The sequence below is a fragment of the Sphingosinicella xenopeptidilytica genome (genome assembly GCF_042676985.1).
Lineage (GTDB): Bacteria > Pseudomonadota > Alphaproteobacteria > Sphingomonadales > Sphingomonadaceae > Sphingosinicella > Sphingosinicella xenopeptidilytica.
In genome coordinates, this window is sequence record NZ_JBHTIK010000005.1 from 448230 (window position 1) to 473532 (window position 25303).

Genomic DNA, 25303 nt, shown 5'->3' on the forward strand with positions numbered 1-25303 from the left:
TTGCGATGAAAACAACCGATACCCTGCGTCTTGCGATCATCAATACTGTTGGATTTTCTGCGTCGACCGTGATGCCGTTGTGGCTTGGAGGGATCGCGGGGCATTTCGCCATGCCCTCCTGGTTCGCGGGCCTTGCCGTCGCGATGCAGCTCGGAAGCGCGGCGCTCTTCAACCTGGCGACGCCGGTTCTATTCCGCCGGATGCCGTTGCTGCTATTGGCACGCATGGCGATGGCGGTTGCCGGTATTGCCTATCTCCTGGCGCTGTTCCCCAGCCCCGTCGTTTTCCTCGCGGTGCTTGTTTTGTCGGGGGCGGCGCTCGGCACCGGGCTTAACGTCATAAATCGGCTGATGGGAAGCAGCGAACATGTCCAGCACGGCTATGCACTGTTCGTGGTCATGGAAGTCGTCATAGCGACGATCCTTTTCCTGACCGGCTCCATGCTGATCGCGCGCTTCGGCCTCATGGCCGTTTTCGCGGAAGTGGCTGCGGTGGCCGGCCTTGCCTTTCTGCTTCTAATGAAACTCCCCGCCGAAGTCGCCAGGCGGGCAAGCTCCGGAACGAAAGGCGCCTCTGTGTGGCCACGCGAGGGCTTTATCGGGCTTGCCGCCTTTGCCTGCTTCTTCATCGGGCAAGCCACGATCAACGCCTTCATGCCGATCATCGGTCAGGAAACGGGCCTCAGCTTCGCCGTCGCCAATCAAGCAATCGCCCTCGGCATGGCCTTCGGATTTGCCGGCGGCATGCTTGCGCGGTTTGTGGGAGAGCGCGTCAAACCCGTGGTTCCGGTCCTGATGGTAACCATCGTTCTCGCCTGCACGGCGCTTTTGCTCACGTTTGCGCAATCGGCAGCTGTCTTCCGGGCGGGTGTGTTCGTGCTCGCCGGTTCGACCATGTTCGTCGTGCCTTACTTCTTTGCGCAATTGGGCGCATTCGATCGCAGTGGAAGGTTCACCGGCTTTGGGCCGGCAATGATGCTGACAGGCCTCGCAATCGGACCCGGAACAGCCGTTTTGCTCAGGCAGACGTTCGGACTGAGTGCCGTCGGGGTGTTTTCGAGCGGCATGCTTCTTCTCAGTGGTGTCGTCTTTCTTCTGGCTTTGAGGGTGGGCATTCGCCGCAGGACAGAAAATCCACAGGCCGAAAGCGCGAACCAAACTGCGACCCAGTGAACACTCGGTACCGTCCGGGCCTCAGGATGAGTCGATACGAAGGGAAAATGATATGACCAATCAACTCGGCCCAAACGCCCGCAACAGATACGCCCTCAGTTCCAATCACGTCGATATGACGCGGCCATCCGCAGCGTCCTGCCGGGCGGATATGCCGGCGCAGCCCGAGAACATCGCGATCGATCTCAATCGGACGGCCGTGGTGATCGTTGATATGCAGAATGATTTTTGCGGCTTCGGGGGCTGGTTCGATACGCTTGGTGTCGATGTCACGCCCGTTCATGACATTTATCCTGCGATCCGGGCTGTCGTGGAGAGCGCGCGCGCGGCCGATCTTCCTGTCATCTGGCTGGGCTTCGGCGTGCGGCCGGACAGGCTGAACCTCGCGCCCATGGTGCGCTACCCGTTCAATCGCGTGGGGGGAGGGCAGGGGCTCGGGGACCTTATCCAGGGAAAGGGCCGATCCGAACCGCACCATATCCTGCAGGAAGGAAGCTGGGGCGCACAGGTTGTCCCGGAATTGGGTGCAAAGCCGGACGATATTTATGTCAGCAAACATCGGATCAGCGGCTTCATGGATACACCGCTGGATTCAATTCTTCGAAACCTCGACATAAAGACCGTCGCGTTCATGGGCGTGAACTCGGATGAATGTGTCTTTGCGACGCTGATCGATGCCAGCTTCCACGGCTATGATACGATCATGATCGAAGACGCGGCAGCCACCAGTTCTCCATCCGGCTGCCACGAGGCGGCGCTTTATCAGGTGCGTTTCTGTTTCGGTTTCACGGTGCTTTCGGACGATTGGGTGCTGGGCGTGGGGAAGGCTTGAACGATGGAGAAACGCCGCAGCTTCTGTCGGTTCTGCGGGACGAACTGCGCCGTTATCGCCACGGTTGAAGACGGCGAGATCACGGCAGTCTGCGGTGACCCGGACGATCCCGTGACGCAGGGCTATATTTGCACCAAAGGTGCCTCTCTGGGGCATTTCCATCATCATCCGGCCCGCCTCAATCATCCCACGATGCTGCGCGGCGGGGGGCAGGTGCGTGTGGAATGGACCGAAGCGCTCGACGATATTTCCGCCAGGATGCGCACCATCGTGGAGCGTTACGGTCCCTCGGCCATCGGTGCCTATGGCGGTACGCCGGCTGTCCCCTGTGCCAGCATCAATGTATGGCGCGGCTTCATGGCGGCGCTCGGATCGCCGTCCGTTTATTCGACCGTGTCGGTTGATGTGCCCTGTATCCCTTTGCTGTCCGAGCGCATCACAGGCAATCCGATGATCGCCAGCCAACCGGATCCGGATGCGTGCATGACGATCCTGATTGGCATCAACCCCGTCGTCTCGCACGGGCACGTCTATTTTCTCCCGGCTCCCAAGGCGCAGTTGCGCCGCTGGGCGGAGCAGGGGGAATTGTGGGTCGTGGATCCGCGCCGCAGCGAAAGCGCAGAGGCCGCGACACGGCATCTGGCGATTTGGCCTGGCAGCGAATACGCACTTCTGGGTCATGCAGTACGTGCATTGCTTCGCGAGGGGGCGGACTGGGATTTCCTTGAGCGATACGTTTCCGGCGTTGACGCTATTCGTGCGGCAGTCGAGCGCTTTACGCTTGAGGATGCAGCGGCAGCCACGCGCCTGAGCCCGGAGGAAATTACCGACTTCGTCTCGGCGATCCGCAAGGCAGGCCGAATCGCCGTCCACTGTGGCACGGGCGTTTCGATGGGGCGCAACGCCAATGCCGCGACTTTGCTGCATTGGGCGCTGCATGCCGTCACGGGGTCGCTCGACCGGAAAGGCGGCGCATACTTCAATCCGGGCTTTGCCAGAAATCTGTCGGAACACGGTTGGACGGCCGTAAATACGAGCGGTCCGGGGCCAGCAAGTCGTCCGGATCTGCCGTCGCGTCTTGGTGAGTATCCCTGTGCCGCACTTGTCGACGAGATCGAGGCGGGCAATCTGCGCGGCCTCTTTGTTTTTGCGGGCAATCCGCTGATCGCGCTTCCCGATACTCAGCGGCTGGTCCGGGCGCTCGGCAAGCTCGATTTTCTGGTCATGATGGATGTGGTGGAAACGGCGAGCACGCTCTTTGCGACTCATCTTCTGCCAACCAGCGGTCAGCTGGAGATGGCCGATGTGGTGCTGTGGGATTTCATGAACCCTGCCGAATACAGCCGTTATGCGCCGCGCGTCGTGGAGCCGGCTTTCGAACGCCGGCCCATCTGGTGGATCTTGCGGGAGCTGTCGCGCCGTCTTGGAATCGATGGCGGCATAGATGATGCCGCTTCGCATGATGATGATGTCATGCGGCCCATGCTGAATTCAGCCCGCGCGAGCTTCGATGTGATCAAGGCAAATCCGGTTGCGCAAATGTCGGAGGGGCGCACCTACGGGTGGATGCACCGACATTTACCGAGCGGGCGCTGGAATCTCGAGGTGCCCGAAGTTCTGGATCAGCTCGCCAAAGCCTGTGTGGAAACGGCGGATTTTCTTCTGATACCGCACCGTCAGAAAAACAAACTCAATGGACAGATGAGCGATGGTATCGCCAACCCGCGCCGTCCGGATAAGGCGTCGATTTCGATGCATCCGGCGGACGCCCTGCTGTTCGGACTGCACGAGGGCGGCCGAGCCCGGGTATCGACAACGAAAGGCATGCTCGAAGCACCTGTCCGCTTCGACAGTCGTTACCGGCGCGGTGTCGTTTCCGTGCCCCACGGGTTTGGCCATATTAACGTCAACGTACTGACTGATGCACGGAGTACCGATCCGCTCAGCGGTATGGTTCAGCTGGGAGGTATACCCATCCAGATCGAGAAGGCTGAACATGCTGTCGTATGAAGAACCGCGTTGGGACCGCGGTGATTTACGACGGGCCTTTGCCGATTTCGTCGGTCGAACATGTCAATGGGATGAGTTCCGCTGCAGTTTTTCTTTCTGATGGTACATCTGATGGTAAAAAACCTTTTCGGAAGGAAATAGACCATATTATTCAGATGATTAATGGCGTTCCGTTGTTCCCGTATGGGTCACAAATAAGTTATTGTATTTTAAAGGAAATTCTTTTTCCGTGGCCAAAATATGGCCAAATTCACCAAACAGGCTCTTCAATTTTCTGGCTTCACGGCCCCTGTCCGCGCCGTCGATCCTGTTGGAATGGCGCTTGAACAGCCTGACGGGCGTGCCAAGGCTCGTCTGCTTGAAAATGTACGTCGGATTGAGCCCGCCTATGAACGCTGTCGTGGCGGTGGTGCACCCTGCCTCGCTCTGCACAACAGGCCCGACACCAGAGATGATGGAGATTTGACGGCGAAGCCTTTACGGATGTGGCGGAAGGAGACTGGGTTTGGATACGCAACTGGCCGTCATCTGCGTGCTGACGTTCAGCATCAACCTGATCGGAGCCTTGGCGTATGCAGCGCGAATTGCCGGTGTGCGGACACGCCGAATCGCCATGTCCTTCGCTCTGTTCAATGTGCTGGTGCTGTTGTCGCGGGTCTCCAACAGCTTTCTTGGCCCCTTCCTTGCCAAACGCATAGAAGATGCGCTGGCGGCAGGCAGGGGTGATCATCTCGTTGATGATTTTCGCCTCATCCTCTTGTCGGCAACCGTCGCCACAATCGTCGGCACGCTGATGATCCCCACGGTGCAGCGGTGGTTCTGTTCGGCGATCGGCCAGTTCCAGGAGCACCGCTCGATTTCGAAGCTCCTGCTGCATATCTTCGCGAAGGGTGGGCTCGGATACATCCGCCGGACCGCCACCGTTCCGCATCTCGTTCACGTTGCCGATCTGCGGAAGCCGAGGGGCGTGCCCACCCGCGTCATCGTGCTGAATATATTGGCGCAGGCACTTCTCACGGTGGGCGTCGCCGCCTCGCTCTACGCCGGCTATCTTTACCCCGAGTACAGGGTTACCGCCTCCCAGCTTTCGGCGGTCGTCAACGGCTTCGCGACGATCCTGCTGTTCGTCCTGATCGATCCGCAACTTTCCGTGATGACCGACGATGTCGTCTCGGGATCGACAAGCGAGCCGGTGTTCCGCCGGACCATCGTGCTGCTTTCGCTAAGCCGCATCGCCGGAACGATATTCGCACAGCTTTTGTTTCTGCCCGCAGCGTGGCTGGTCGTGTTCTGCGCGCAGGCGCTCTGAGGGCATTGACGGCTCGCCGAACCTTCGACGGCGAGCCGCGTACACAATCAGGCTGCAAGTGATTCCAGTGCGAGCGCAGCAAGAATCGTATCGGCTTCCGTTCGTGCAAGCCAGTCCGGGCTTACCTCGATGAAGATCACCTTTCCGCGCTGATCGAGGACGAGCACCGTCGGCTGCGGCAGTTCCCAGGTTCCGGTGCCCGTGGCTGCGCCGATCCAGTTGTCGCCGGGCTTCACGGGAAGTTTGTCCTCCGGTTCGAAGGTGATGCCGAGATGGCGGCCCAGCCGGTTGTCTGGGTCCGAGGCGATCGTGAAACCCAGATCATGGCGTGTCCCGATATCCAGACGTTCGGGAACCTGCGGGCTGATCGCGACGAGGCGTACGCCGCTTGCCTTCAGCGCAGGCCAGAGCTGACGATCGTAATAAGGAAGCGCAAGGTTGCACGCCGGGCAGCCGGAATAGCGGAAGAAGATGAGGACGGCGGGGCCATCCGCGAGCAAGGCATCGCGCGTGAGGAGGGCGCCGTCAGGTTCAATGAGCTCGAAGGGTTCGAGGACATCGCCAGGCTGGATATGTCGTGTCGGATCATACTTGCGGACGAGTGCTTCGCGCTGGGCGATGTTGCGTTGAAGCTGCTCCGGGGGCCATTCCTTCTCGCGCTGGGCATGAAGGGCGGCAAACTGTGCGTTCAGACTTTCCGTGGTCACGTCCTTGTTCCGATCGGCTTGTTTTGTCCCGCCGTACGGGGCAGGACGTCGAGATCAGGATATGGGCGTGCGCGCTGCGTGAAAAACGAGTAGCGGCCACAGATTTATGATGATTTTCAATAGATCCGGCGATCAAAGCTGGCTGATGGTTTCCCTTGCCAGATCCGCCAGTCGTTTTGTGACGGCATCAAGGCCATCGGATGTCTGTATGATACAGGCGACCTTGGGAAGCGGCGGCAAAGAGGCCGTCAGTTCCGGCAGGCTGTCGTTGATGAAGAGATGCGTGCGGCAGGTGACGCCGAGCCCGGCTTTCACAGCCGCGCGCAGCGTGGAAAGATTGGGCGTCTCAACTGTGATTCGATAGGGGCGGCCTTCGTCTTCCAGGCTGCGGATGGCGGCTTCTCGGAACCGGCAGGGCTTTTCCAGAACGGCCAGTGGAACCACGTTGCGGGTCAGAAGATCGGCGTTCCCATACCACTGCATGGGGGCGACAGCGATGGCGTTCGGGTCGTTGCCGGACGAGAAGCCCAGCAGGATATCGAGCTGACGCCGCTCCAGCAGTGTTTGCAGCTCCGCCGTGCCCGCGACGCGTGCGAAAATCTGCGCGTCAGGATGGAGTTCGGCAAAGCTCGCCAGGAGCCCGGTCAGCAGCGTATCGGCGAAATCCTGCACCATGCCGACGCGTGCAGGGCCGGCGAACTGCCCGGCACTGACGGCAGCAACGGCTTCGTCGTGCAGAACGAGCACACGGCGCGCATAATCGAGAAGAAGGTCGCCCGCTGGGGTAAGGCTCAGCCTTCTGCCCTCGCGCAGAAACAGCGTCTGCTGCACCAATTCCTCCAGTCGTTTGATCTGAAGGCTGAGTGCGGACTGCGTGACGAAAACCTGCTCGGAGGCGTTCAACATGGAGCCGGTATCCACGATCGCCACGAAGCTGCGCAACAGGTTGGTAGGCAGGTTCACCGGCATCTGACTGCTGATTCCATTCGGGAAGATTCTCTGAGCAGGCGCCTGTATCTCCGGTCTGCTTATCAAATGTCAAGTTTTTTAGTAGAGATTTTAAAAATTCCGCCCCTATCATGTGAGGCGAATTATAAAATATTGTTATATAATGATAAATTTCTCAGTTTTGAATATTTTGTATCTCTTATGAGTTCTCTCAATAGGTGTTTTTTGAAAAATCAATTGAATTGGTAGACAATATTGGTGTCCCTTGGCGCGAAGTCAGAATCGCGAGGAAGAGAAAATGCGCTTTGCGCTGAAGGTCAGGCAGATTTTGAGCCGGGCGCGGTGGCTGTCGCCTCTGCTTCTCCTTCTTCTTTGGGAAGCGGGATCGCGCGCCGGGCTGATTCCCGAGCGTACGCTGGCGGCGCCTTCGGCTGTCATCGGTACCATGCTTGAACTTGTGCGCTCGGGCGAGTTGCCATCGAACCTGCTGGTTTCGTTCGGACGTGCGGCGCTCGGGCTGTTCATCGGCGTTGTGCTTGGCGTTGTGCTCGGCCTCGTTGCCGGGCTTTCGCGTTCGGGGGAGGTGGCGGTCGATCCGCTGATGCAGATCAAGCGCACGATCCCCGCGCTGGCGCTGACGCCCTTGTTCATCGTCTGGTTCGGCATCGGGGAGACGCCGAAGATCGCGCTCATCGCGTTTGCGACGGTGTTTCCGGTCTATCTCAACCTCTACAGCGGCATTCGCAGCGTCGATCTTCGCTTGCTCGATGCCGCGCGTAGTTTCGGGCTCAGCCGTCTGGAGCAGATCTGGCACGTCATCCTGCCCGGCGCCTTGCCGTCGCTTCTCGTCGGCTTGCGTTATGCGCTATCGGTTTCGATCCTCGTGCTTGTCGTCGCGGAACAGATCAATGCCTCCGCCGGGCTGGGCTTTCTTATCAACAACGCACGCGATTTCCTGCGCACCGACATCATCGTGGTGTGCCTGATGGTCTACGCGCTGCTTGGACTTGGGGCCGATTGGCTCGTGCGTACCCTTGAAAGCCGCGCGCTCGTCTGGCGGCCCAGCATTGTGGAGCAATGATCATGGATGCACGTCTCGAACTTGTGACAGGCAGCGCATTGCCGGCCGCTTCCACCGCACCCGTTGTTCGTCTGCGAAAGTTTGTACGCCGTTTCGGCGAAAACACGATTATCGATGGTCTCGATCTCGATATTGCGCCTGGCGAATTCGTCGCGCTTCTTGGTCGCTCGGGGAGTGGAAAGACGACGCTTCTGAGAACCCTCGCCGGGCTCGACGACGTGGCTTCGCAGGATGTCAAGATACCGGCATCCCGTGCCGTCGTATTTCAGGATGCCCGGCTGCTGCCTTGGAAACGCGTATGGCAGAATGTCGTGCTCGGCTTGAAAGGGGAGGACGTTCGCCGCCGCGCGGAGAGCGCTCTTCAAGAAGTCGGGCTTGGACATCGGCTGGACGCGTGGCCGCTCACACTTTCGGGCGGCGAGGCGCAGCGCACGGCGCTTGCGCGTGCGTTGGTCCGGGAGCCGAAGCTCCTGCTCCTCGATGAACCGTTCGCGGCGCTCGACGCGCTGACACGGCACAGGATGCACGATCTCGTTCTGTCGCTGTGGCGCGCGCATCAGCCGGCGGTGCTTCTCGTCACGCACGACGTTGATGAAGCGATTGCGCTTGCCGATCGCATACTCGTTCTGGATGGCGGACGCATTGTGGCGGAAGAGCGCATTGTCAAAGCGCGCGGTGAGCGTGCCGGGCTGACACGGAGCCTGCGCGAACGCCTGCTTGGTCAGCTTGGCGGTGACCATCAGGACGACGCGGTGGTTCCGTTCGGCAAGGCGGTGGCAGGCCGATGAACGCCATTGCGACCATAGCGCCGGCGGTCGACATCGCGCCGCTGAGAGGTTTCGTCACGAGCTTTGCCGAGCTGCTCTCCGGAACGCGTGACGAGCAGGCTGTTCTGGATTCGGGGCACGCGCTGCTGCAGCGGCTGGTCTCGCGCGACGACTGGTTGCCGGCGGCTTACGCGAAGCCGAGTGCGGAGCGGTATCAGCAGTACCTTCTGCACTGTGATAGTCGGGAGAGATTTTCCGTGGTGAGCTTTGTGTGGGGGCCGGGGCAATCGACGCCGGTGCATGACCACCGGGTGTGGGGTCTGGTGGGTGTGCTGCGCGGCAGCGAGCGGGTGGAGCAATTCGAGCGAGACGGTGCGGGCAGGTTGCGGCGCCGGGGAGAGGCGGAAATCCTGGAAGCTGGATCGGTTGACAGTTTCAGCCCGAGGACCGGGGATATCCACCGCGTTTCCAACGCGCTTGCCGATCAGGCTTCGATCAGTATCCATGTCTACGGCGCCAATATCGGCGCTGTCGAGCGTGCGACCTATGCGGAGGACGGCACGGAGAAGCCGTTCATTTCCGGATATGCGAACACCACGCTTCCGAACCTGTGGGACCGTTCGCGCAAATGAGCATTGACCCTGTTTCCGTTCGCCGCGCGCTGCTTGCGCGGCACGAAATCGTGATCCTCGACGTGCGCGAGGAAGCGGCGTTCGCGCTTGGACACCCATTGTTCGCAGCGCAGATTCCCTTGGCGCGGATCGAGACGGAAGCGCGTTGGCGCATTCCCAAGGCCGACACGCAAATCGTCGTCTACGACGATGGTGAGGGCCTTGCGGACGATGCAGTGACACGCCTGCGCGGGCTCGGGTTCAGCAATGTTTCGACGCTCGAAGGCGGGCTCGGCGGCTGGTACGCGGCGGGCTACGAACTGTTCGAGGACGTCAACAGCTATTCGAAGGCGTTCGGCGAACTCGTGGAACATAGGCGGCATACGCCGTCGCTGCCCGCCGAGGAGGTGCAGGCGCTGATCCGCGAGAAGGCGGATATCGCCATCCTCGATGCGCGCCGTTTCGACGAATATCGCACGATGAGCATCCCCACCGGCGTCAGCGTCCCCGGTGCCGAACTCGTGCTCGCGGCGGCGGCGGTGGCGCCCGATCCCGATACGACGATCATTGTCAATTGCGCGGGGCGTACGCGCAGCATCATCGGCACGCAGTCGCTGATCAACGCGGGCGTGCCGAACCAGGTCTATGCGCTCCGAAACGGCACCATCGGCTGGACGCTTGCCGGGCAGGGCCTTGAGTCGGGGCAGGAAAAGACCGCCCCCGAGATCGACATCGCCGGCGCCGAGCAGGCGCGGATCAAGGCGCGCAATGTCGCATACCGGGCGGGCGTGAAGCGCCTGACGCCGGACGATTTCGATGTGCTGAAGGCGGATACGGCGCGCACGCTCTATCTCTACGACGTGCGCCAGCCCGCCGCGTATGCGGCCGGGCACCTGCCGGGTTTCCGCAATGCGCAGGGCGGCCAGCTCGTGCAGGAGACGGATCACTATGCACCCGTGCGCGGCGCGCGGATCGTGCTTTCCGACGATCACGGCGCGCGCGCCGACATGACTGCGTCGTGGCTCGCGCAGATGGGCTGGGAGGTCTACGTCCTCGACGCCGATTTCGCGCACGCGACCGAAACCGGACCCGACGGGGCACCGCCGCCGCGCGGCCCGGAAGGACGCTACAAACGACCCTACGAGGGGACGGACAACAAGGCCGCCGCGATGCAGGCCTATCTCGATTGGGAATTCGGCCTCGTCGATCAGCTCGCGCGCGACGGCACGCACGGTTTCTTCGTCATCTAGCTGTCCGAACAAGGAGACAGGACATGAGCGTTAAATTCATCGGCTACATCGGTTTCAACGACAATTCCGAATTGCACGCGGGCGTGCGCAGCCGTGCGCTCGATCGGAACTATGTGGAGGCGGCGGCGAAGGCGCAGGAGGAAGGCGGTTTCGACCGCGTGCTGATCCCGTTCAGCTCCAATTCGCCGGAAAGCCAGATTGTTGCGGCCTATGCCTCGGCGATCACGACGAAGCTCGGCTTTCTCGTCGCGCATCGCCCCGGCTTCACGCAGCCGACCCTGGCGGCGCGGCAGCTCGCGACTCTCGATCAATTGAGTGGCGGGCGCGTTGCCGTGCACATCATCACCGGCGGCGCCGACGAGGAGATGGCGCGCGACGGCGACGTCGGCACGACGAAGGCCGAGCGCTATGCGCGCACGGACGAATATATCGAGATCCTGCGGCAGGAATGGTCGGCATCGAAGCCGTTCGATCACAAGGGCCGCTTCTACGACGTGAAGGGTGCGTTCAGTTCCGTGCAGCCGGACAATCTGCCGGTGTTCTTCGGCGGCTCGTCGCCCGAGGCGATCGACGTCGCGGGACGCCATGCCGATGTCTATGCGCTGTGGGGCGAAACGCTGGAACAGGTCCGCGATGCGGTGCGCGGCGTGCGCACGGCGGCGGCACGGCACGGCCGCAATCCCGGCTTCTCGCTGTCGCTGCGGCCGGTGATCGCGGACACCGAGGAAGCGGCATGGAAGAAGGCGAGCGAGATCGAAGACCGCGTGCGCGCCAACCGCGAGGCGGCGGGCCTCCCCACCAGCGGCCATCGTCCGCCCAATGCCGGTTCGCTGCGGCTTCTGGAAACCGCGACGGGCAATCGGCGCGACACGCGGCTGTGGACGGGCGTCGCGGCGCTGACCGGGGCTGCGGGCAACAGCACGGGGCTCGTGGGAACGCCGGAACAGGTCGCCGATGCGCTGCTCGATTACTACGACATCGGCATCGATCATTTCCTCATTCGTGGCTTCGAGCCGCTGACGGATTCGATCCAGTACGGCAGGGATCTCCTCCCGCTGGTGCGCGAGCGCGTTGCCGCGCGCGCCGCGACGCCGACGGCTATCGCGAGCTGAGATGGCCGAGGGCAAGAGTTCGAAGGGCTGGATCGCCGCGATCGTCGCGGTGGTGCTCTTCATCATCGCTGGCGCGGCATTCCTGCTGCGCGGCGGCGAGGAGGGTGACGTGCTGCGCGTCGCCAACCAGCGCGGTTCGACAAAATCGATGATGATCGCGTCGGGCGCGCTCGAGGGCGCGCCTTACCGCGTCGAATGGTCGGAGTTTCCGGCGGCGCAGCACCTTCTGGAAGCACTGGGCAGCGGCTCCGTGGATCTCGGCCTCGCCGGTGATGCCCCGTTCATCTTCGCCTATCAGAGCGGCAGCCCGATCAAGGCTGTGGGTGCTCATGCCCAGGAGGCCCGGCAGCCCGGCGCGCTTGCCATCCTCGTGCCGAAGGATTCGCCCATCCGGAGCGTTCGCGATCTCGTCGGCAAGCGGATATCGACGACGCGCGGCTCGGTCGGCCACCATCTGATCCTGGAAGCGCTGGAGCGGGAGAAGCTGGCGGCGGACGATGTCATCATCGTGTTCCTGCCGCCGGGCGACGCCAAGGCGGCCTTCGATCGGGGCTCCATCGATGCGTGGGCGATGTGGTCGCCCTATACCATCGTGGCCTTGAAGGAAGGCGCGCGCATCATTGCCGACGGCAGCGCCTTCGGACCTTCGGCGGGTTTCGAGATCGCGCATATCGATTCGATCGAACCCAAGCGCGCGCTGATCGAGGATTTCCTGAAGCGCGAGGCAAAGGCCCTGCAGTGGGCGCAGGCCAACCCCGACGCCTATGCGAAGGTGCTGTCGGAAGAAACCGGCTTGCCGCTCGACATCGCGAAGGAAGTGGTGGTGCGCAACCGGCGCGTGGCGGTTCCGATCGACGAGGCCATCATTCGCCATGAACAGGAGATCGCGGACCGGTTTCAGCGGGCAGGCATCCTCCAGATCAAGCGCCCGCTCAGCGAGGCTTTCGATCCGGGGCTGACCGCAGCGCTGTTTTCGGGCACGGAAACGAACGCTGAGGTCGAGGCGCCGGCTGCCGCAGGCGAGTGAGGCGCAGATGGCGGTGCGCCTCTTCTGGTTCATCCCTTCGCATGGCGATGGGCGCTGGCTCGGCTCCACGGAAGGGTTTCGATCGACCGAGTTCTCCTATCTCGCGCAGGTGGCGGGCGCTGCCGACCGGCTCGGCTTCGAAGGCGTCCTGCTGCCCACGGGGCGGACCTGCGAGGACAGCTGGGTGCTGGCGAGTGCGCTCGCGCCGCTCACGCAGCGGCTGAAGTTCCTCGTCGCGGTGCGTCCCGGCGTCACCTCTCCGCTGTTCGCCGCGCGGCAGGCGGCGACGCTGGATCGCGTTTCGGGCGGGCGGTTGCTGATCAACATCGTTGCCGGCGGCGATCAGGCGGAGCTTCGCGCCGATGGGGTCGGGCTTGACCACGACGGGCGCTATGCCGTGACGGATGAATTCCTGCGCGTGTGGCGCGGCCTGATGGCCGGCGAGCGCGTGACGTATCAGGGCGAGCATTTGTTCGCGGAGGCCGCGGAGCTGCTGTTTCCGCCGGTACGACCCGGCGGGCCGCCGCTCTACATCGGCGGGTCTTCCGATGCGGCGGTTGCCATCACCGGTGAGCATATCGACTGGTATCTGAGCTGGGGCGAGCCGGTGGCGGCGGTCGCCGGGAAGATTGCCGAGGTGCGCGAGGCCGCCGCCAGGCACGGGCGCAGCGTCCGCTTCGGTATCCGGCTGCACATCATTGTTCGTGAAACCGAAGAGGCGGCGTGGGCCGAAGCGGACCGCCTGATCAGCAGGCTTGACGACGAGACGATTGCCCGCGCGCAGAAGGCGCAGAAGGCAAGCCAGTCCGTCGGTCAGCAGCGGATGCAGGCGCTCCACGGCGGGCGCCGCGACAGGCTGGTGATCGCGCCCAACCTGTGGGCCGGGGTCGGCCTCGTGCGCGGCGGGGCGGGGACTGCGCTCGTCGGATCGGCGGAAAGCCTTGCCGAACGCATTTCCGAATATGCGGCGGCGGGCATCGAAACCTTCATTCTTTCGGGTTATCCGCACCTTGAGGAAGCGTACCGTGTTGCCGAATTGCTGTTTCCGCTGCTACCGATTGCTCGCGACGCGTCGGAAGCCGTGAAGGTGGCGCCCGGTCGTGCGGGTGAGGCCGGCGGCTATGCGCTGGCGCGCGGGGACGGCGTGTTTCCGACCGGACCGTCCTGACGGCACGGGCGAAGGGCGCGGCTTAGAGGAGTGCGGTTTTGCTGAGCACCGAAACGGTTGCGATCATCGGTGCGGGATTCAGCGGGACGCTGCTTGCCATCAACCTCTTGAGGCATGACGGGCCGAAGGCGCTGCTGATCGAGCGCGACCAGACGCGCATCGCGCGCGGCGTGGCCTACGGCACCTATCGGCCCGAGCATCTGCTGAACGTTCGCGCCATGAACATGAGCGCGTTTCCCGATCAGCCGGGGCATTTTTCGAACTGGCTGGCGCGCAGCGGCATCGAGGCCGGGTTCGTGCCGCGGCGCATCTACGGCGCGTATCTTTCCGATGCATTGCGGGAGACGATGGCCGAGGCGCCGGGCAGGCTCACGATCGTGAGCGGCGAAGCGGCCGCGATCGATCCGGGCGAGCGCGAGATCGGCATCGGCTTTGCGGACAGCAGCCGCGTTTCGGCGGACGCGGTCGTGCTCGCGCCCGGCAATCTGCCGCCGCACGGGCTGAAGCAGCTTGAAGGACTCGATCCGGCGGACGGCGTCTATTGCCCCGATCCATGGGCACCAGCCGTCACGGCCGGGCTTGGCGACAACGATACGGTTCTCCTGATCGGTACCGGTCTCACGGCGGTCGACGTGGCACTCACGCTGGATGCGAACGGATTTCGCGGGCGTATTCTCGCGCTCTCCCGGCGTGGTCTCTCGCCGCGCGCGCACGATCCCGCCGCTCCCGCCGCCGCGCCGGTCTCGCGGCCGTACGCGATGGGCGCGGCGCTCGTGCGCCATGTGCGCGGACGTGTGAAGGAGATCGGCTGGCACGCCGCGATCGATGAATTGCGGCCGCATACGCAGAATATCTGGCGCAGTGCGGATATCGCTGCGCAGAAGCGCTTCCTGCGTCACCTGAGGCCGTGGTGGGATGTGCATCGTCACCGGCTGGCGCCTGCCGTGGCGGGGAAGGTCGCGGAACTTGAAACCGAGGGGCGGCTGCAATTCGCGGGCGGGCGGATCGTGAAGGTCGCGGCGGTTGAGGGCGGCGCGGACGTGACGTGGGGGCAGCGCTTCACGGGCGCGGAGACGATCACGCGCGTGCAGCGTATCGTCAATTGCACGGGGCCGCAGGGTGACGTGCTGCGTACGCGCGAGCCGCTGCTCCAGGATCTCGCGGCGCGCGGCATCATCCGGCCCGATCCGCTGCGGCTCGGCATCGATGTCGATAGCCGGGGCAGGGTGGTCGGCGCGGACGGGTGCCCGAACGAACGCATCTTCACGATCGGGCCGATGACGCGCGGCGCCTTCTGGGAAATCATCGCGGTTCCCGATCTGCGCCACCAGACGTGGGATCTGGCACGGTGGCTTTCCTCCGCGCACTGGGTGGGCGGCGAGGGGCTGTAACCCCTCGCCGGGCACGATCAAAGATCCGCGTAGAGCGGTTCGTCGGCGATCAGCACGCGTTCGAGAAGCCGCGGGAAGTCGCCGTAGTTCCGAACCGCGTAGTGCACGGCGGCGCGATTGTCCCAGAACGCCACGGAGCCCGGCTTCCACGAGAAGCGTACCTGGAATTCGGGGCGTTTGTATTGGCGCAGAACCTCATCGAGAATCTCGCGGCTTTCGGAAAGTTCGACGCCGAGGATCTGCGGCTTCTGCGTGTAGTTGATCCAGAGGATATTCTGTCCGGTTTCGCGGTGCGTGCGCACGACGGGATGCGCGACGATGGGATAATCGTGGCCTTTGGCGGTGAGCGCGCTGCGGAAATCATGCGTGACGTGCAGGCCTTCGAGACGTGCCTTGAGATCGTCGGGCAAGCCTTCGTAGGCGAGATTGGCGTCGACCCAGATCGTGTCGCCGCCGGTCTCCGGCAGCGTGACGGCGCGCAGGACCGCGCCCCATGTGGGGACGAGGCGCCAGCTCGTGTCGCTATGATAGGCGTCACCGGCCTTCACATCGCGCGCGCGTTCCTTTTCGTATTTCGCGGCTTCGACGGCGGAGATCTGGTGGAGTGGCGTGATCTTCGGATCGTGCTTCGAACTGGGGTGTGTGTAGAGCGGCCCGAACCGCTGCGCGAACGCGGCCTGGCTTGCATTGTCGAGCGTCTGGTCGCGAAAGAAGACGACCTTGTGCTTCAGAACGGCAGCGCGGATCGCATCGCGCACGGCGTCGCTGATCGGGCGGCTGAGATCGATCCCGCCGATCTCGGCGCCGATTGTGGGCTGAAGAGGGCGGATATCGAGATCGACAGTTGAAGAGGCGGAAACAGCGAGCGCTTCGGACATGGGGATCACCTTGCTGTTGTTGTGGATGGATTCAAATTCCATCACGGAAGCTAGGCGAGGTTTTCGGGATTTTGTTATGAATAGTCGGTGCTTATCTATCAGATTATCTGAAATCCGGGCGGTATTTGAATCGGCAATAGATGTATTCGCAGAATTGATATCGGCGGATTTGCCTTTTCGCCGGCGACCTGCTTTTTCGCGGCGAACGACAGGAGCGTGAATACCAGATGCAATACCGCCGGCTTGGAAATACCGATATCGATGTGAGCGCGATTTGCCTCGGCACGATGACTTGGGGCTCGCAGAACACGGAAGCCGAGGCGCACGCGCAGATCGATTTCGCGCTGGATCGCGGCGTCAATTTCATCGATACGGCGGAGGCCTATCCGGTGACGCCGGTGAGCCGGGAAACGCAGGGGCGCACCGAAGAATTCATCGGCACATGGATTGCGAGCCGGAAGCGACGCGATTCGATCGTCCTTGCCACGAAGGTCGCTGGGCCGGGCCGCCCCGGTGATCCGCGCCAGTTCCGTGGCGGCGGCAACAGGCTCGATCGTCGCAATATCGAACAGGCCGTCGATGCGAGCCTGCGGCGGCTGCGGACCGACTATATTGATCTCTACCAGCTCCACTGGCCCGACCGGTCGGTGCCGAGCTTCGGGCGGCGGGGGCTTTCGGCGCTTGCCGATCATGCTGAGACCGTGCCGATCGCGGAGACGCTCGCCGTGCTCGCCGACCTCGTGAAGGCGGGCAAGATCCGCCATGTCGGGGTTTCGAACGAAACCGCATGGGGCGTGAGCGAGTTTCTGCGGATCGCGCGCGAGACGGGCCTGCCGCGCATCGCTTCGATCCAGAATGCCTACAATCTCCTGAACCGCCTTTTCGAAGTCGGGCTCTCCGAGTTCGCGCTGCGCGAGCAGGTTGGGCTGCTTGCCTACTCGCCGCTGGCGGGCGGCCATCTCACCGGCAAGTATCTTGGCGGCACGACTCCGAAAGGCTCGCGCCGCGAAGTCGCCAAGCAGTTTGTGCGCTATGAAAATGCCGCGCAACCCATCGCGAGCGCGCGCTATGTTGCCGCTGCGCTTGCGCACGGGATCGATCCGACGCAGTTCGCGCTTGCCTTCGTGAACAGTCGGCCGTTCGTTACCTCCACGATCATCGGCGCCACGTCGCTCGCGCAACTGGAAACCGACATCGGCAGCATCGACATCACGCTCGATGAAAGCGCATTCGCCGCGATCGATGCCATTCAGCGGGATATTCCGGACCCGTGCCCATAAGCACCATATAACGCGGTTTCATAAGCGTATCAGAGATACGCGTTCGTCATGCCGCATGCACGGGCATAGGCTTCGGGCAATATCCCTCGATACACGGACATTGCCCGATGAGCACCTCACGCAAGATCAAGCTCGGCTTCATCCTCCACGGCGTCGGACGCACGTGGAACGATTGGCGCCACCCCGACAAGGATGTGAACGCCAGCACCAGCTTCTCCTTTTACAAGCAGCAGGCGCAGCTCGCGGAGAAAGGGAAATTCGATTTCCTGTTCGTCGCCGACAGCCTGTCGATTACCGAGAAATCGAGCCCGCATTACCTGAACAGGATCGAGCCGATCACGATCCTGTCGTCGCTCGCCGCCGTCACCGATCATATCGGCCTCGTCGGCACGCTGACCGTCAGCTATTCCGAACCCTTCAACGTCGCGCGCCAGTTCGCCTCGCTCGACCATATCTCGGGTGGGCGCGCGGCGTGGAATGTCGTGACCTCGTGGCTCGGCGACACGGCGGCGAACTTCAGCAAGGCCGAGCATCCCGCGCACAACGTCCGCTACCGGATAGCGGCCGAATATCTCGACGTCGTGCAGGGGTTGTGGGACAGCTGGGAAGAGGGCGCTCACGCCGGCGATAAGGAGAGCGGCGTGTTCGTCGATCCCGAAAAGCTGCACAGGCTCGACCACAAGGGCGAATTCTTCCAGGTGCGCGGGCCGCTCAACATCAAGCGCTCGCCGCAGGGCCAGCCCGTGATCTTCCAGGCCGGCGCTTCGGATGACGGCCGCAACTTCGCGGCGAAATATGCCGAGGCCATCTTCACGCACGCACCGACTTTCGACGATGGTGTCGCCTATTACAGCGACGTGAAGAGCCGCGCCAAAGGCTTCGGCCGCAATGCGGACGCGCTCTATGTGCTGCCCGGCATTGCGCCGATCGTTGGCGAGACCGACGCGGAGGCGGAGGCGAAGTATCGCGAGCTTGCCGCGCTCGAATCGCTCGACACGGGCTTCGGTTTCCTCTCGCGCACCTTCAACGATCATGATTTCCGACAATACGATCTCGATGCGCCGTTCCCGGACGTCGAGCACATCGGGCTCAACAGCCAGCAGAGCAGCACCAAGCGCATCCTCGCCGAAGTTCGCGCCGAAGGCCTGACGCTGCGGCAGGTGGTCGAGCGGCTGGCGACGCCGCGCGGTGCATTCGTCGGATCGCCGGAGACCGTCGCCAATACGCTGCAGCACTGGTTCGAGGACGGTGCTGCGGATGGCTTCGTCGTCTTCGAGCCGCTGCCGGGTCAGCTTGAACTGTTCGTGGAGAAGGTCATCCCCATTCTCCAGCAGCGCGGGCTTTTCAGAACCGAATATGAGGGCACGACATTCCGGGAAAGCCTCGGCCTGCCGTTCCCCGAGAATCGCTACACATCATCGCGCGCCGAACGCTCGGTCGCCTGATTCATCGTCCGTACCCTGCAACTTCAGGCGGGCTTCCGTTCGGCGGAAGCTCGCCTTTTTTCGTATGTCCGGCGCGTCTCTTGAGGGCGGCTGATGCGTTCAGTTTTACAGAACTAAATTGTCAACTGTATTGATAGAGTATAGCGTTCTTCCATCAGCAACGCAGCGGGAGAACGCCGATGAGCAGGAACGCCCCCCATATCCTGACGGTTCCGGGTTTGAACAATTCCGGTGAACGGCATTGGCAGACGCATTGGGAACGGACGCGGACCGACACGTCGCGCGCCGAACTCGGCCTCTGGGATCAGCCGCACCGCAACAGCTGGGTGACACGGCTCAACGCCGAGATCGAGGCATCGCCGAAACCAGTGATCCTCGTCGCGCACAGCCTCGGCTGCCAAGCGGTGGCGTGGTGGGTGGCCTTGCAGGGGCAAAGCTACGGCTGGCCCGTCGCCGGTGCGCTACTGGTTGCACCGCCCGATGTGGAACGGGACAAGGGAGAGCGCTTCGCGACCTTCCGCAATCTGCCGGATGTGTTCCTGCCGTTTCCTTCGATCGTGGTTGCGAGCCGTAACGATCATTATGCGGAGTACGCTCACGCCGCGGGCCTGGCGCGCGGCTGGGGCAGTTTCCTTGTCGATGCGGGGCACTGCGGACACATCAATGCCGATTCCGATATCGGCGAATGGCAGTTCGGGCAGCGGCTTCTGGACCGGCTGATCGTTGCGGCGCAGGGCCGCGAACAGCCCAGCGATGCTGTCGAACGGCGTGCCGCGGAACGGTTCCTGGCGGCCCGTCCGGTGCACGGGCACGATCCTGAGCGAGCGGAAAGGTCAGTTTCCTCTCATTAGGACGATTGCAAGGGAAAGGCCGGGAGACAGGAATGTCGCCCGGCCTTTTTGCCGTCCTTATTTTCGTCCCGATCTATCGTTTCGCGGCCGCCTCCGCCGCGCGCAGAACGCGCAGGAAATTGCCGCCCCAGATCGCCGCGATCTGCGCTTCCGTATAGCCGCGGCGAACGAGTTCGCGGGTCACGTTCGGCGCTTCCGCCGCGCTGTCGAAGCCGACGATGCCGGAACCGTGATTGAAATCCGTGCCGATGCCGACATGATCGATGCCGATGCATTTCACGATATAATCGATGTGGTCGACGTATTCGGAAAGCGTCGCCTGCGGCGTCACCTGCCGGAGCGCGGCGAGGAAGGCATCCTGCGTTTCGGGCGGCAACGTATTGTAGCCCGCATTGGCGGAGGACGAGACCTCGGGAAGGCCGAAACGGACCCGGATTTCGCGCTGCCGCTTCACGGTCTCAGGACTCGGGCGATGCACATAGGCCGCGAACGGCACCACCTGCACGACACCGCCGTTCGCCTTGATCGCATCGAGTTCCGGATCCGAAAGGTTGCGCGTGTTTTCCACGAGCGCGCGGGCGTTGGAATGCGTCGCCGCGACGGGCGCGCGGGTCAGCGTCAGTGTTTGCAGCAGAGCCGGTGTCGAAAGCTGCGACACATCGATGAGCGCGCCGAGATCGTTGAGCCGCGCGACCGCCTCGCGCCCGAGAGCGGAAAGACCGCCGTGCTCGCTTTCGGGTTCATTCGCCGACGGCCGCGACGAGTCCGAAAAGTCGTTGTGGCCCGCGTGGTTGAGCGCGAAGATGCGTGCGCCCACGGCGTAGAACGCATCGATCGCCGAAACGTCGTTGCCAAGGATACGGGCGTTCTGGAAGCCGATCAGGATGGCGATCCTGCCTTCACGCTTCAGTCGTTCGACGTCGTCGGCCGAAAGCGCGAGTCCGAGCTTGCCGGGATTTTCCGCGATGAGGCGCTTGATGGCGGCGAGCTTCGCGTCCGCATCGCGCCGCGCCGTGGCGATACCTTCGGCGTCGCGCGGCCCGGATCCGGTGGCAACGGCAAGGACGATGGCATCGACACCGCCTGCAGAGAGCTTTTCGAGACTGACGCGCGATCCCCCGCCAGGCGCCTGATAACGCGCCGGGGTGGACGGCAATAGAACATCCGCATGGCTATCGAGCACGAGGACGCGCTCGTGGATAGCGTCCGCCTCCGCGGTGCTCGTGCCGGCTGTTGCGGGCAGGGCGAGGGCCAGCCCGGCGGAGACGCCGAGCAGCAGGGTGCGTCGTTTCAGTGCCATCGTTTTCCTCATTCCGCCGCGATGGCGTGGATGGGCTGGGCGTAGCGATTTTCCGGGAACGGCAGGCCGAGATGGCCGCGCAGCGTGTCGTGCGCGTATTCCGTGCGGAACAGGCCGCGCTCCTGCAGGATCGGCACGACCTCGCGGATGAAGCGCGCGAAATCTCCGGGTCTTGTCACCCGGAAATTGAAGCCGTCGCAGGCGCCGTTCGTGAACCAGTGTTCGATCTCGTTCGCGACGGTTTCGGCGGTGCCGACGAACGGATTGCGCCGCGTGGCAAAGCGCCATGCCGTTTCGCGCAGCGTCAGGTTTTCCGCGCGCGCTGCCCGGACGATCTTCTCGGCATGGCCCTTGTAGCTGTTGAGCGTGATGTGCCCGACGTCGGGGAAGGCGGCATCCGGATCATACTGCGTGAAATCGTGATAGTTGAACGGGCGGCCGAGCTGGACGAGCGCCTTGGTGAAATCGAGCTTGCCGTTCTCCTGCTCCTCGATGGCACGGGCCTCTTCGTCGGTATCGGCGAGCACCGGAATGAGCCCGGGCAGAACCACGATATGATCGGGATTGCGGCCGAGTGCGGCGGCGCGCTGCTTCAGATCCTGATAGTAAGCGCGCGCGTCCTCGAAATTCTCGGCGATGGTATAGGTGCCCTCGGCGATATGGGCGCCGAGATCGCGTCCGGCGTCCGAGTCTCCGGCCTGGAAGATCACAGGCTGGCCCTGCGGCGAACGCTGGATGTTGAGCGGCCCCGCCACCGTGAAGAACTCGCCCTTGTGGTTCAGCACGTGCTGTTTCGTCTTGTCGAGGAACACGCCGGCGGCCTTGTCGCGCGGGAAGGCGTCATCCTCGTAGGAATCCCACAGACCCTGCACGACTGCGACGAATTCCTTCGCGCGCGCATAGCGCAGCGCGTGATCGAAATGCTCTTCCCGGCCATAGTTGCGGGCGGCGCCTTCAAGGCCGGTGGTGACGACGTTCCACGCCGCGCGGCCCTTGCTGATCAGGTCGAGCGAGGCGAACTGGCGGGCGACGTTGTACGGCTCCCAGAACGAGGTCGTCAGCGTTCCGGCGAGTCCGATGCGGGAGGTGGAGACAGCGACGGCGGAGAGAAGCGTCAGCGGCTCCAGCCGGTTGAGGAAATGCGGAGCCGTGTCGGGCGTGATGAAAGGCGAATCGACGATGAAGACGAGGTCGAACTTGGCGGCTTCCGCGAGCCGGGCGTTCTCGATGTACCAGTCGATACTGACACTGGCATCGCCGGGCAGATCAGGGTCGAGCCATGCGTTCTGCGTGGTGCCGACGCCGCTCAGGATCGCGCCGAGGTGAAGTTCGCGTTTGGACATGTTTTCAAACTCCGGACGAATGAATTCGGGCAGAGCCTAAGGGCCATCCGGGCGCGCGGGCATTGAGTTTTGGGCCTCTTCGCTTTGGGATTTCTCAAGGGTTTCCGGCGCGCGCGCAGTGGGACAAGCAAATCTATCAGCACCGATCATAAAGACTGCAGATAAACTCTATTGAATAAGTAGACATTAAGCCTCTAGTGCGGATCACCCGAGCGGAAGGGCGGCGGCGTGCTGCCTGTTTTTTCGCCGACAACATTCAGGAACGTGATCCGATCATGCGATTTCTCACCGGCCTTTTGATTTCCACCGCCGTTTCCGCTGCCACTGCGGCCCAGGCCGAAATGGTCGATGCGGGAAGCGAAGCCGAAGCGGCTGCCGCGTTCGATGATGCCGGTGCCGACGCTGCCGAGACGATTATCGTTACGGGCACGCGCGGCGCGCGTCCGCGCACGGTGGCGGACAGCCCCGTGCCGATCGACGTCATTACCAGCGACCAGCTGATCAACACGGGGCGCGTGGGCCTGAAGGATATCCTCGGCAACGTCATCCCGTCGCTCACCATGCCCGCGCTTGGCGGCGGCGGCACGTCATCGAGTGCGAAGCCGATCTCGATCCGGGGGCTCAGCGGCGACTACGTGCTGGTTCTGGTGAACGGCAAGCGGCGCCACACGACGTCGCTGATCAACAACCTGTCGCGAATTTCGGGCGGCAGCACGCCCGTCGATATCGATCTCATTCCCGCGAATGCCATCGGCCGTCTCGAGGTTCTCCGCGATGGCGCGGCGGCGCAATATGGCTCGGACGCGATTTCGGGCGTCATCAACTTCATTCTCGATTCGAACCCGGAAGGCGGCGAATTCACGACGACGGCGGGCAGTCACTACGAAAAGGGCGGCGAGCTGTTCCAGCAGGCGCTGACCTATGGCACGCGCCTTGGCGACGACGGCGGGTTCGTGCGTTTCGCGATCGAGGGCAAGTATCACGACCGCGCCGATTCCGCCGCCGCCTACGTGCCGCACACGGTCAATCTCTATCCGCTGCTCGCCGATGGTTCCCGCGATCCGCGCGAATACACGATCGACCGCGTGCGTGCCGGAAACTATGGTCGGACCAATCGCGATTATATCGTGAACTCATCGTACAACGCCGAGCTGCCGATCGGCGAGGACACGGTGCTCTACAGCTTCTCGACGCTCAGCTACCGCGACGTGAAGGACGGGCGCGGCCAGTTCAATGCCAACAACGTCAATTCGCTGCCGGAACTCTATCCCAATGGCTTCCTCGCGAAACGCCGCATCCGGGAAACCGATTTCCAGGTTACGGCGGGCCTGCGCTCCGTGCTGTGGGGGCTCGACGTGGATTTCAGCTCTAGCTTCGGCAAGGATCACGTGAAGCTCGGTGCCGTCGATACGCTCAATCCTTCGCTCGGGCCGAGCAGCAAGACCAGTTTCTTCATGGGCAAGCAGAAATCGAGCCTGTGGGTGAACAACCTCGATTTCAGCCGACCGGTCGAGATCGGGCTCGCGGAACCGGTCACTGTATCGTTCGGCCTAGAGCATCGCTGGGAGCGCTTCCAGAACGTCGCCGGCGAGCCGGACAGCTACCGCGATGGAGGCTATGTCATCCCGACCGGGACGACGCCGTTTCAGCTCGCCTTCGGCGGACAGCGGCCGCAGGCGAGCCTCGTGTCCTTCACCGGAACGACGCCGGCGGACGCCTTCGTGCTCACGCGGAACAATTTCGCGGCCTATGTCGATCTGGAGGCGAACCTGACGCCGGACTGGTTCGTCGGCCTCGCCGGGCGCGCGGAACATTACACGGACAGTGCGGGCGACACGGTCAGCGGCAAATTTTCGACGCGCTATGAAATCGTGCCCGGTCTGGCGATCCGTGGCGGCGTGAACACCGGCTTCCGGGCGCCGTCGCCGGGGCAGCAGGGGTTCTCGACCTCGCAGAACACCAGCATCATCATCGGCGGCGATCGCGTTCCGCAGCTCGTCAAGTTCCTGGCGCCGAACGATCCGATCGCGGGCTTCCTTGGCGCGAAGCCGCTGAAGGCCGAAAAGTCGCTGAACTTCACGGCGGGCGTGACGTTTGAATCCGGTCCGTTCCGTTTCACCGTGGACGGCTACCAGATCGATATCGACGACCGGATCGTAAAAACGGAGGTCCTGAACAGCGCCGAGGCGCGCGCGATCCTGACCAGCCCCGAAGTGGTCGCGATCCTTGCCGCGCGCGGCGTGCCCGGCATCAGCAGCGGCCAGTTCTTCATCAACGGTGTCGACACGCGCACGCGCGGCGTGGATGTCGTCGGCGAATACACGCTGCAAACGGACTCGCTCGGCACGCTCCGCTTCAATGCCGCGTACAGCTACAACAAGACGAAGATCCAGAGCGTCGCCGAAAATCCGGCGAACCTGACCAACACGATCCTGTTCGGCCGGCAGGCACGGGCCGACCTCGTGAAGGCAACGCCGCGCGACAAGCTCGTCTTCAACACGGACTGGACGATCGGAGCCTTCCGCAGCGCCCTTCGCCTGACCCGCTTCGGGAAATACACCGAGACGGGCGCCAGCCAGACATCGACCGCCGACGACCGCACCTTCGGCGCGAAATGGATCGCCGATATCGACGTTGCCGCCGATGTCAGCAAGAGCTTGACGGTGGCTGTCGGTGCCAACAACCTGTTCGATGTCTATCCGGATGCGATCGGCGTCGTGCAGGCGAACACGGGTGCCGGACAGTACGGGAACTTCGCGCCGTTCGGCCTCAGCGGCGGCTTTTACTATGGCCGCGTTTCCGTGCGCTTCTGAAGCGGACT

Annotated in this window: 22 protein-coding genes; 16 read left to right on the plus strand and 6 right to left on the minus strand. The window is 63.0% G+C overall.

Annotated elements, in window-relative coordinates:
• Nucleotides 1-5: 5 nt before the first annotated feature.
• The 3 genes from ACFQ00_RS10070 to ACFQ00_RS10080 all read left to right on the plus strand — a co-directional run bounded on the left by ACFQ00_RS10070 (nt 6) and on the right by ACFQ00_RS10080 (nt 4014).
• Nucleotides 6-1172 (plus strand): MFS transporter, encoded by a 1167-nt coding sequence (locus ACFQ00_RS10070; protein WP_381489811.1) that lies wholly within the window; start codon nt 6-8, stop codon nt 1170-1172.
• Nucleotides 1173-1323: 151 nt separating this feature from the next.
• Entirely contained in the window at nt 1324-2004 is a 681-nt protein-coding gene (locus ACFQ00_RS10075; RefSeq protein ID WP_381489814.1) for a cysteine hydrolase family protein, read from the plus strand.
• Nucleotides 2005-2007: 3 nt separating this feature from the next.
• Nucleotides 2008-4014: a molybdopterin-containing oxidoreductase family protein gene (locus ACFQ00_RS10080; protein WP_381489817.1), complete on the plus strand. Its 2007-nt coding sequence runs from the start codon at nt 2008-2010 to the stop codon at nt 4012-4014.
• Nucleotides 4015-4173: 159 nt separating this feature from the next.
• On the opposite strand, the gene ACFQ00_RS10085 is transcribed toward ACFQ00_RS10080, so the two are convergent.
• Entirely contained in the window at nt 4174-4446 is a 273-nt protein-coding gene (locus ACFQ00_RS10085) for a hypothetical protein (protein WP_381489821.1), read from the minus strand.
• A gap of 73 nt (nt 4447-4519) precedes the next feature.
• Between ACFQ00_RS10085 and ACFQ00_RS10090 the strand changes: the two genes are divergently transcribed.
• On the plus strand, nt 4520-5323 hold the full coding sequence (locus ACFQ00_RS10090; RefSeq protein ID WP_381489824.1) for a lipid II flippase Amj family protein: 804 nt from the start codon (nt 4520-4522) through the stop codon (nt 5321-5323).
• A 47-nt stretch (nt 5324-5370) separates the two neighbouring features.
• On the opposite strand, the gene ACFQ00_RS10095 is transcribed toward ACFQ00_RS10090, so the two are convergent.
• Together ACFQ00_RS10095 and ACFQ00_RS10100 are read right to left on the minus strand one after the other, a co-directional pair.
• Nucleotides 5371-6030 carry a peroxiredoxin-like family protein gene (locus tag ACFQ00_RS10095; protein WP_381489826.1) on the minus strand — a complete coding sequence of 220 codons (660 nt, stop codon included), beginning with the start codon at nt 6028-6030 and terminating at the stop codon, nt 5371-5373.
• Between the two features lie 132 nt (nt 6031-6162).
• Entirely contained in the window at nt 6163-6999 is an 837-nt protein-coding gene (locus ACFQ00_RS10100; RefSeq protein WP_381489829.1) for a LysR substrate-binding domain-containing protein, read from the minus strand.
• Nucleotides 7000-7276: 277 nt separating this feature from the next.
• Between ACFQ00_RS10100 and ACFQ00_RS10105 the strand changes: the two genes are divergently transcribed.
• From ACFQ00_RS10105 to ACFQ00_RS10140, 8 genes are read left to right on the plus strand one after another with little or no spacing between them, the layout of a single operon-like run.
• A complete protein-coding gene (locus ACFQ00_RS10105; protein ID WP_381489832.1) occupies nt 7277-8059 on the plus strand; it encodes an ABC transporter permease in 783 nt (260 codons plus the stop codon).
• 2 nt (nt 8060-8061) lie between these two features.
• Complete coding sequence (locus ACFQ00_RS10110) at nt 8062-8847, plus strand: ABC transporter ATP-binding protein (RefSeq protein WP_381489835.1); 786 nt, start codon at nt 8062-8064, stop codon at nt 8845-8847.
• The gene (locus tag ACFQ00_RS10115) at nt 8844-9458 is read left to right on the plus strand and encodes a cysteine dioxygenase family protein (RefSeq protein ID WP_381489838.1); all 615 of its coding nucleotides are present in this window, start codon (nt 8844-8846) and stop codon (nt 9456-9458) included. The genes ACFQ00_RS10110 and ACFQ00_RS10115 overlap by 4 nt, the downstream gene beginning before the upstream one ends.
• Complete coding sequence (locus ACFQ00_RS10120; protein ID WP_381489841.1) at nt 9455-10687, plus strand: rhodanese-like domain-containing protein; 1233 nt, start codon at nt 9455-9457, stop codon at nt 10685-10687. Before ACFQ00_RS10115 ends, ACFQ00_RS10120 begins: the two co-directional genes overlap by 4 nt.
• 23 nt (nt 10688-10710) lie before the next feature.
• Nucleotides 10711-11799 carry an LLM class flavin-dependent oxidoreductase gene (locus tag ACFQ00_RS10125; RefSeq protein ID WP_381489844.1) on the plus strand — a complete coding sequence of 363 codons (1089 nt, stop codon included), beginning with the start codon at nt 10711-10713 and terminating at the stop codon, nt 11797-11799.
• 1 nt (nt 11800) lies between these two features.
• Nucleotides 11801-12826 carry an ABC transporter substrate-binding protein gene (locus tag ACFQ00_RS10130; RefSeq protein WP_381489847.1) on the plus strand — a complete coding sequence of 342 codons (1026 nt, stop codon included), beginning with the start codon at nt 11801-11803 and terminating at the stop codon, nt 12824-12826.
• 7 nt (nt 12827-12833) lie between these two features.
• Entirely contained in the window at nt 12834-13994 is a 1161-nt protein-coding gene (gene ssuD, locus ACFQ00_RS10135; RefSeq protein WP_381489850.1) for an FMNH2-dependent alkanesulfonate monooxygenase, read from the plus strand.
• A gap of 38 nt (nt 13995-14032) precedes the next feature.
• A complete protein-coding gene (locus ACFQ00_RS10140; RefSeq protein ID WP_381489852.1) occupies nt 14033-15385 on the plus strand; it encodes an FAD/NAD(P)-binding protein in 1353 nt (450 codons plus the stop codon).
• A 17-nt stretch (nt 15386-15402) separates the two neighbouring features.
• Here ACFQ00_RS10140 and ACFQ00_RS10145 read toward each other — a convergent pair whose 3' ends face one another.
• Entirely contained in the window at nt 15403-16263 is an 861-nt protein-coding gene (locus ACFQ00_RS10145; protein ID WP_381490889.1) for a TauD/TfdA dioxygenase family protein, read from the minus strand.
• 227 nt (nt 16264-16490) lie between these two features.
• On the opposite strand from ACFQ00_RS10145, the gene ACFQ00_RS10150 reads away from it, so the two are divergent.
• The 3 genes from ACFQ00_RS10150 to ACFQ00_RS10160 all read left to right on the plus strand — a co-directional run bounded on the left by ACFQ00_RS10150 (nt 16491) and on the right by ACFQ00_RS10160 (nt 19839).
• Nucleotides 16491-17543 carry an aldo/keto reductase gene (locus ACFQ00_RS10150; RefSeq protein WP_381489855.1) on the plus strand — a complete coding sequence of 351 codons (1053 nt, stop codon included), beginning with the start codon at nt 16491-16493 and terminating at the stop codon, nt 17541-17543.
• 107 nt (nt 17544-17650) lie between these two features.
• Entirely contained in the window at nt 17651-18988 is a 1338-nt protein-coding gene (locus ACFQ00_RS10155; RefSeq protein WP_381489858.1) for an LLM class flavin-dependent oxidoreductase, read from the plus strand.
• 179 nt (nt 18989-19167) lie between these two features.
• Complete coding sequence (locus tag ACFQ00_RS10160; RefSeq protein ID WP_381489863.1) at nt 19168-19839, plus strand: RBBP9/YdeN family alpha/beta hydrolase; 672 nt, start codon at nt 19168-19170, stop codon at nt 19837-19839.
• Nucleotides 19840-19912: 73 nt separating this feature from the next.
• Here ACFQ00_RS10160 and ACFQ00_RS10165 read toward each other — a convergent pair whose 3' ends face one another.
• Both ACFQ00_RS10165 and ACFQ00_RS10170 read right to left on the minus strand, forming a co-directional pair.
• On the minus strand, nt 19913-21139 hold the full coding sequence (locus ACFQ00_RS10165) for a dipeptidase (RefSeq protein WP_381489866.1): 1227 nt from the start codon (nt 21137-21139) through the stop codon (nt 19913-19915).
• A gap of 8 nt (nt 21140-21147) precedes the next feature.
• On the minus strand, nt 21148-22482 hold the full coding sequence (locus tag ACFQ00_RS10170) for an LLM class flavin-dependent oxidoreductase (protein WP_381489869.1): 1335 nt from the start codon (nt 22480-22482) through the stop codon (nt 21148-21150).
• 275 nt (nt 22483-22757) lie between these two features.
• Here ACFQ00_RS10170 and ACFQ00_RS10175 point away from each other — a divergent pair, with 275 nt between their 5' ends.
• A complete protein-coding gene (locus ACFQ00_RS10175) occupies nt 22758-25295 on the plus strand; it encodes a TonB-dependent receptor plug domain-containing protein (protein ID WP_381489872.1) in 2538 nt (845 codons plus the stop codon).
• The last annotated feature ends 8 nt before the right edge of the window (nt 25296-25303 follow it).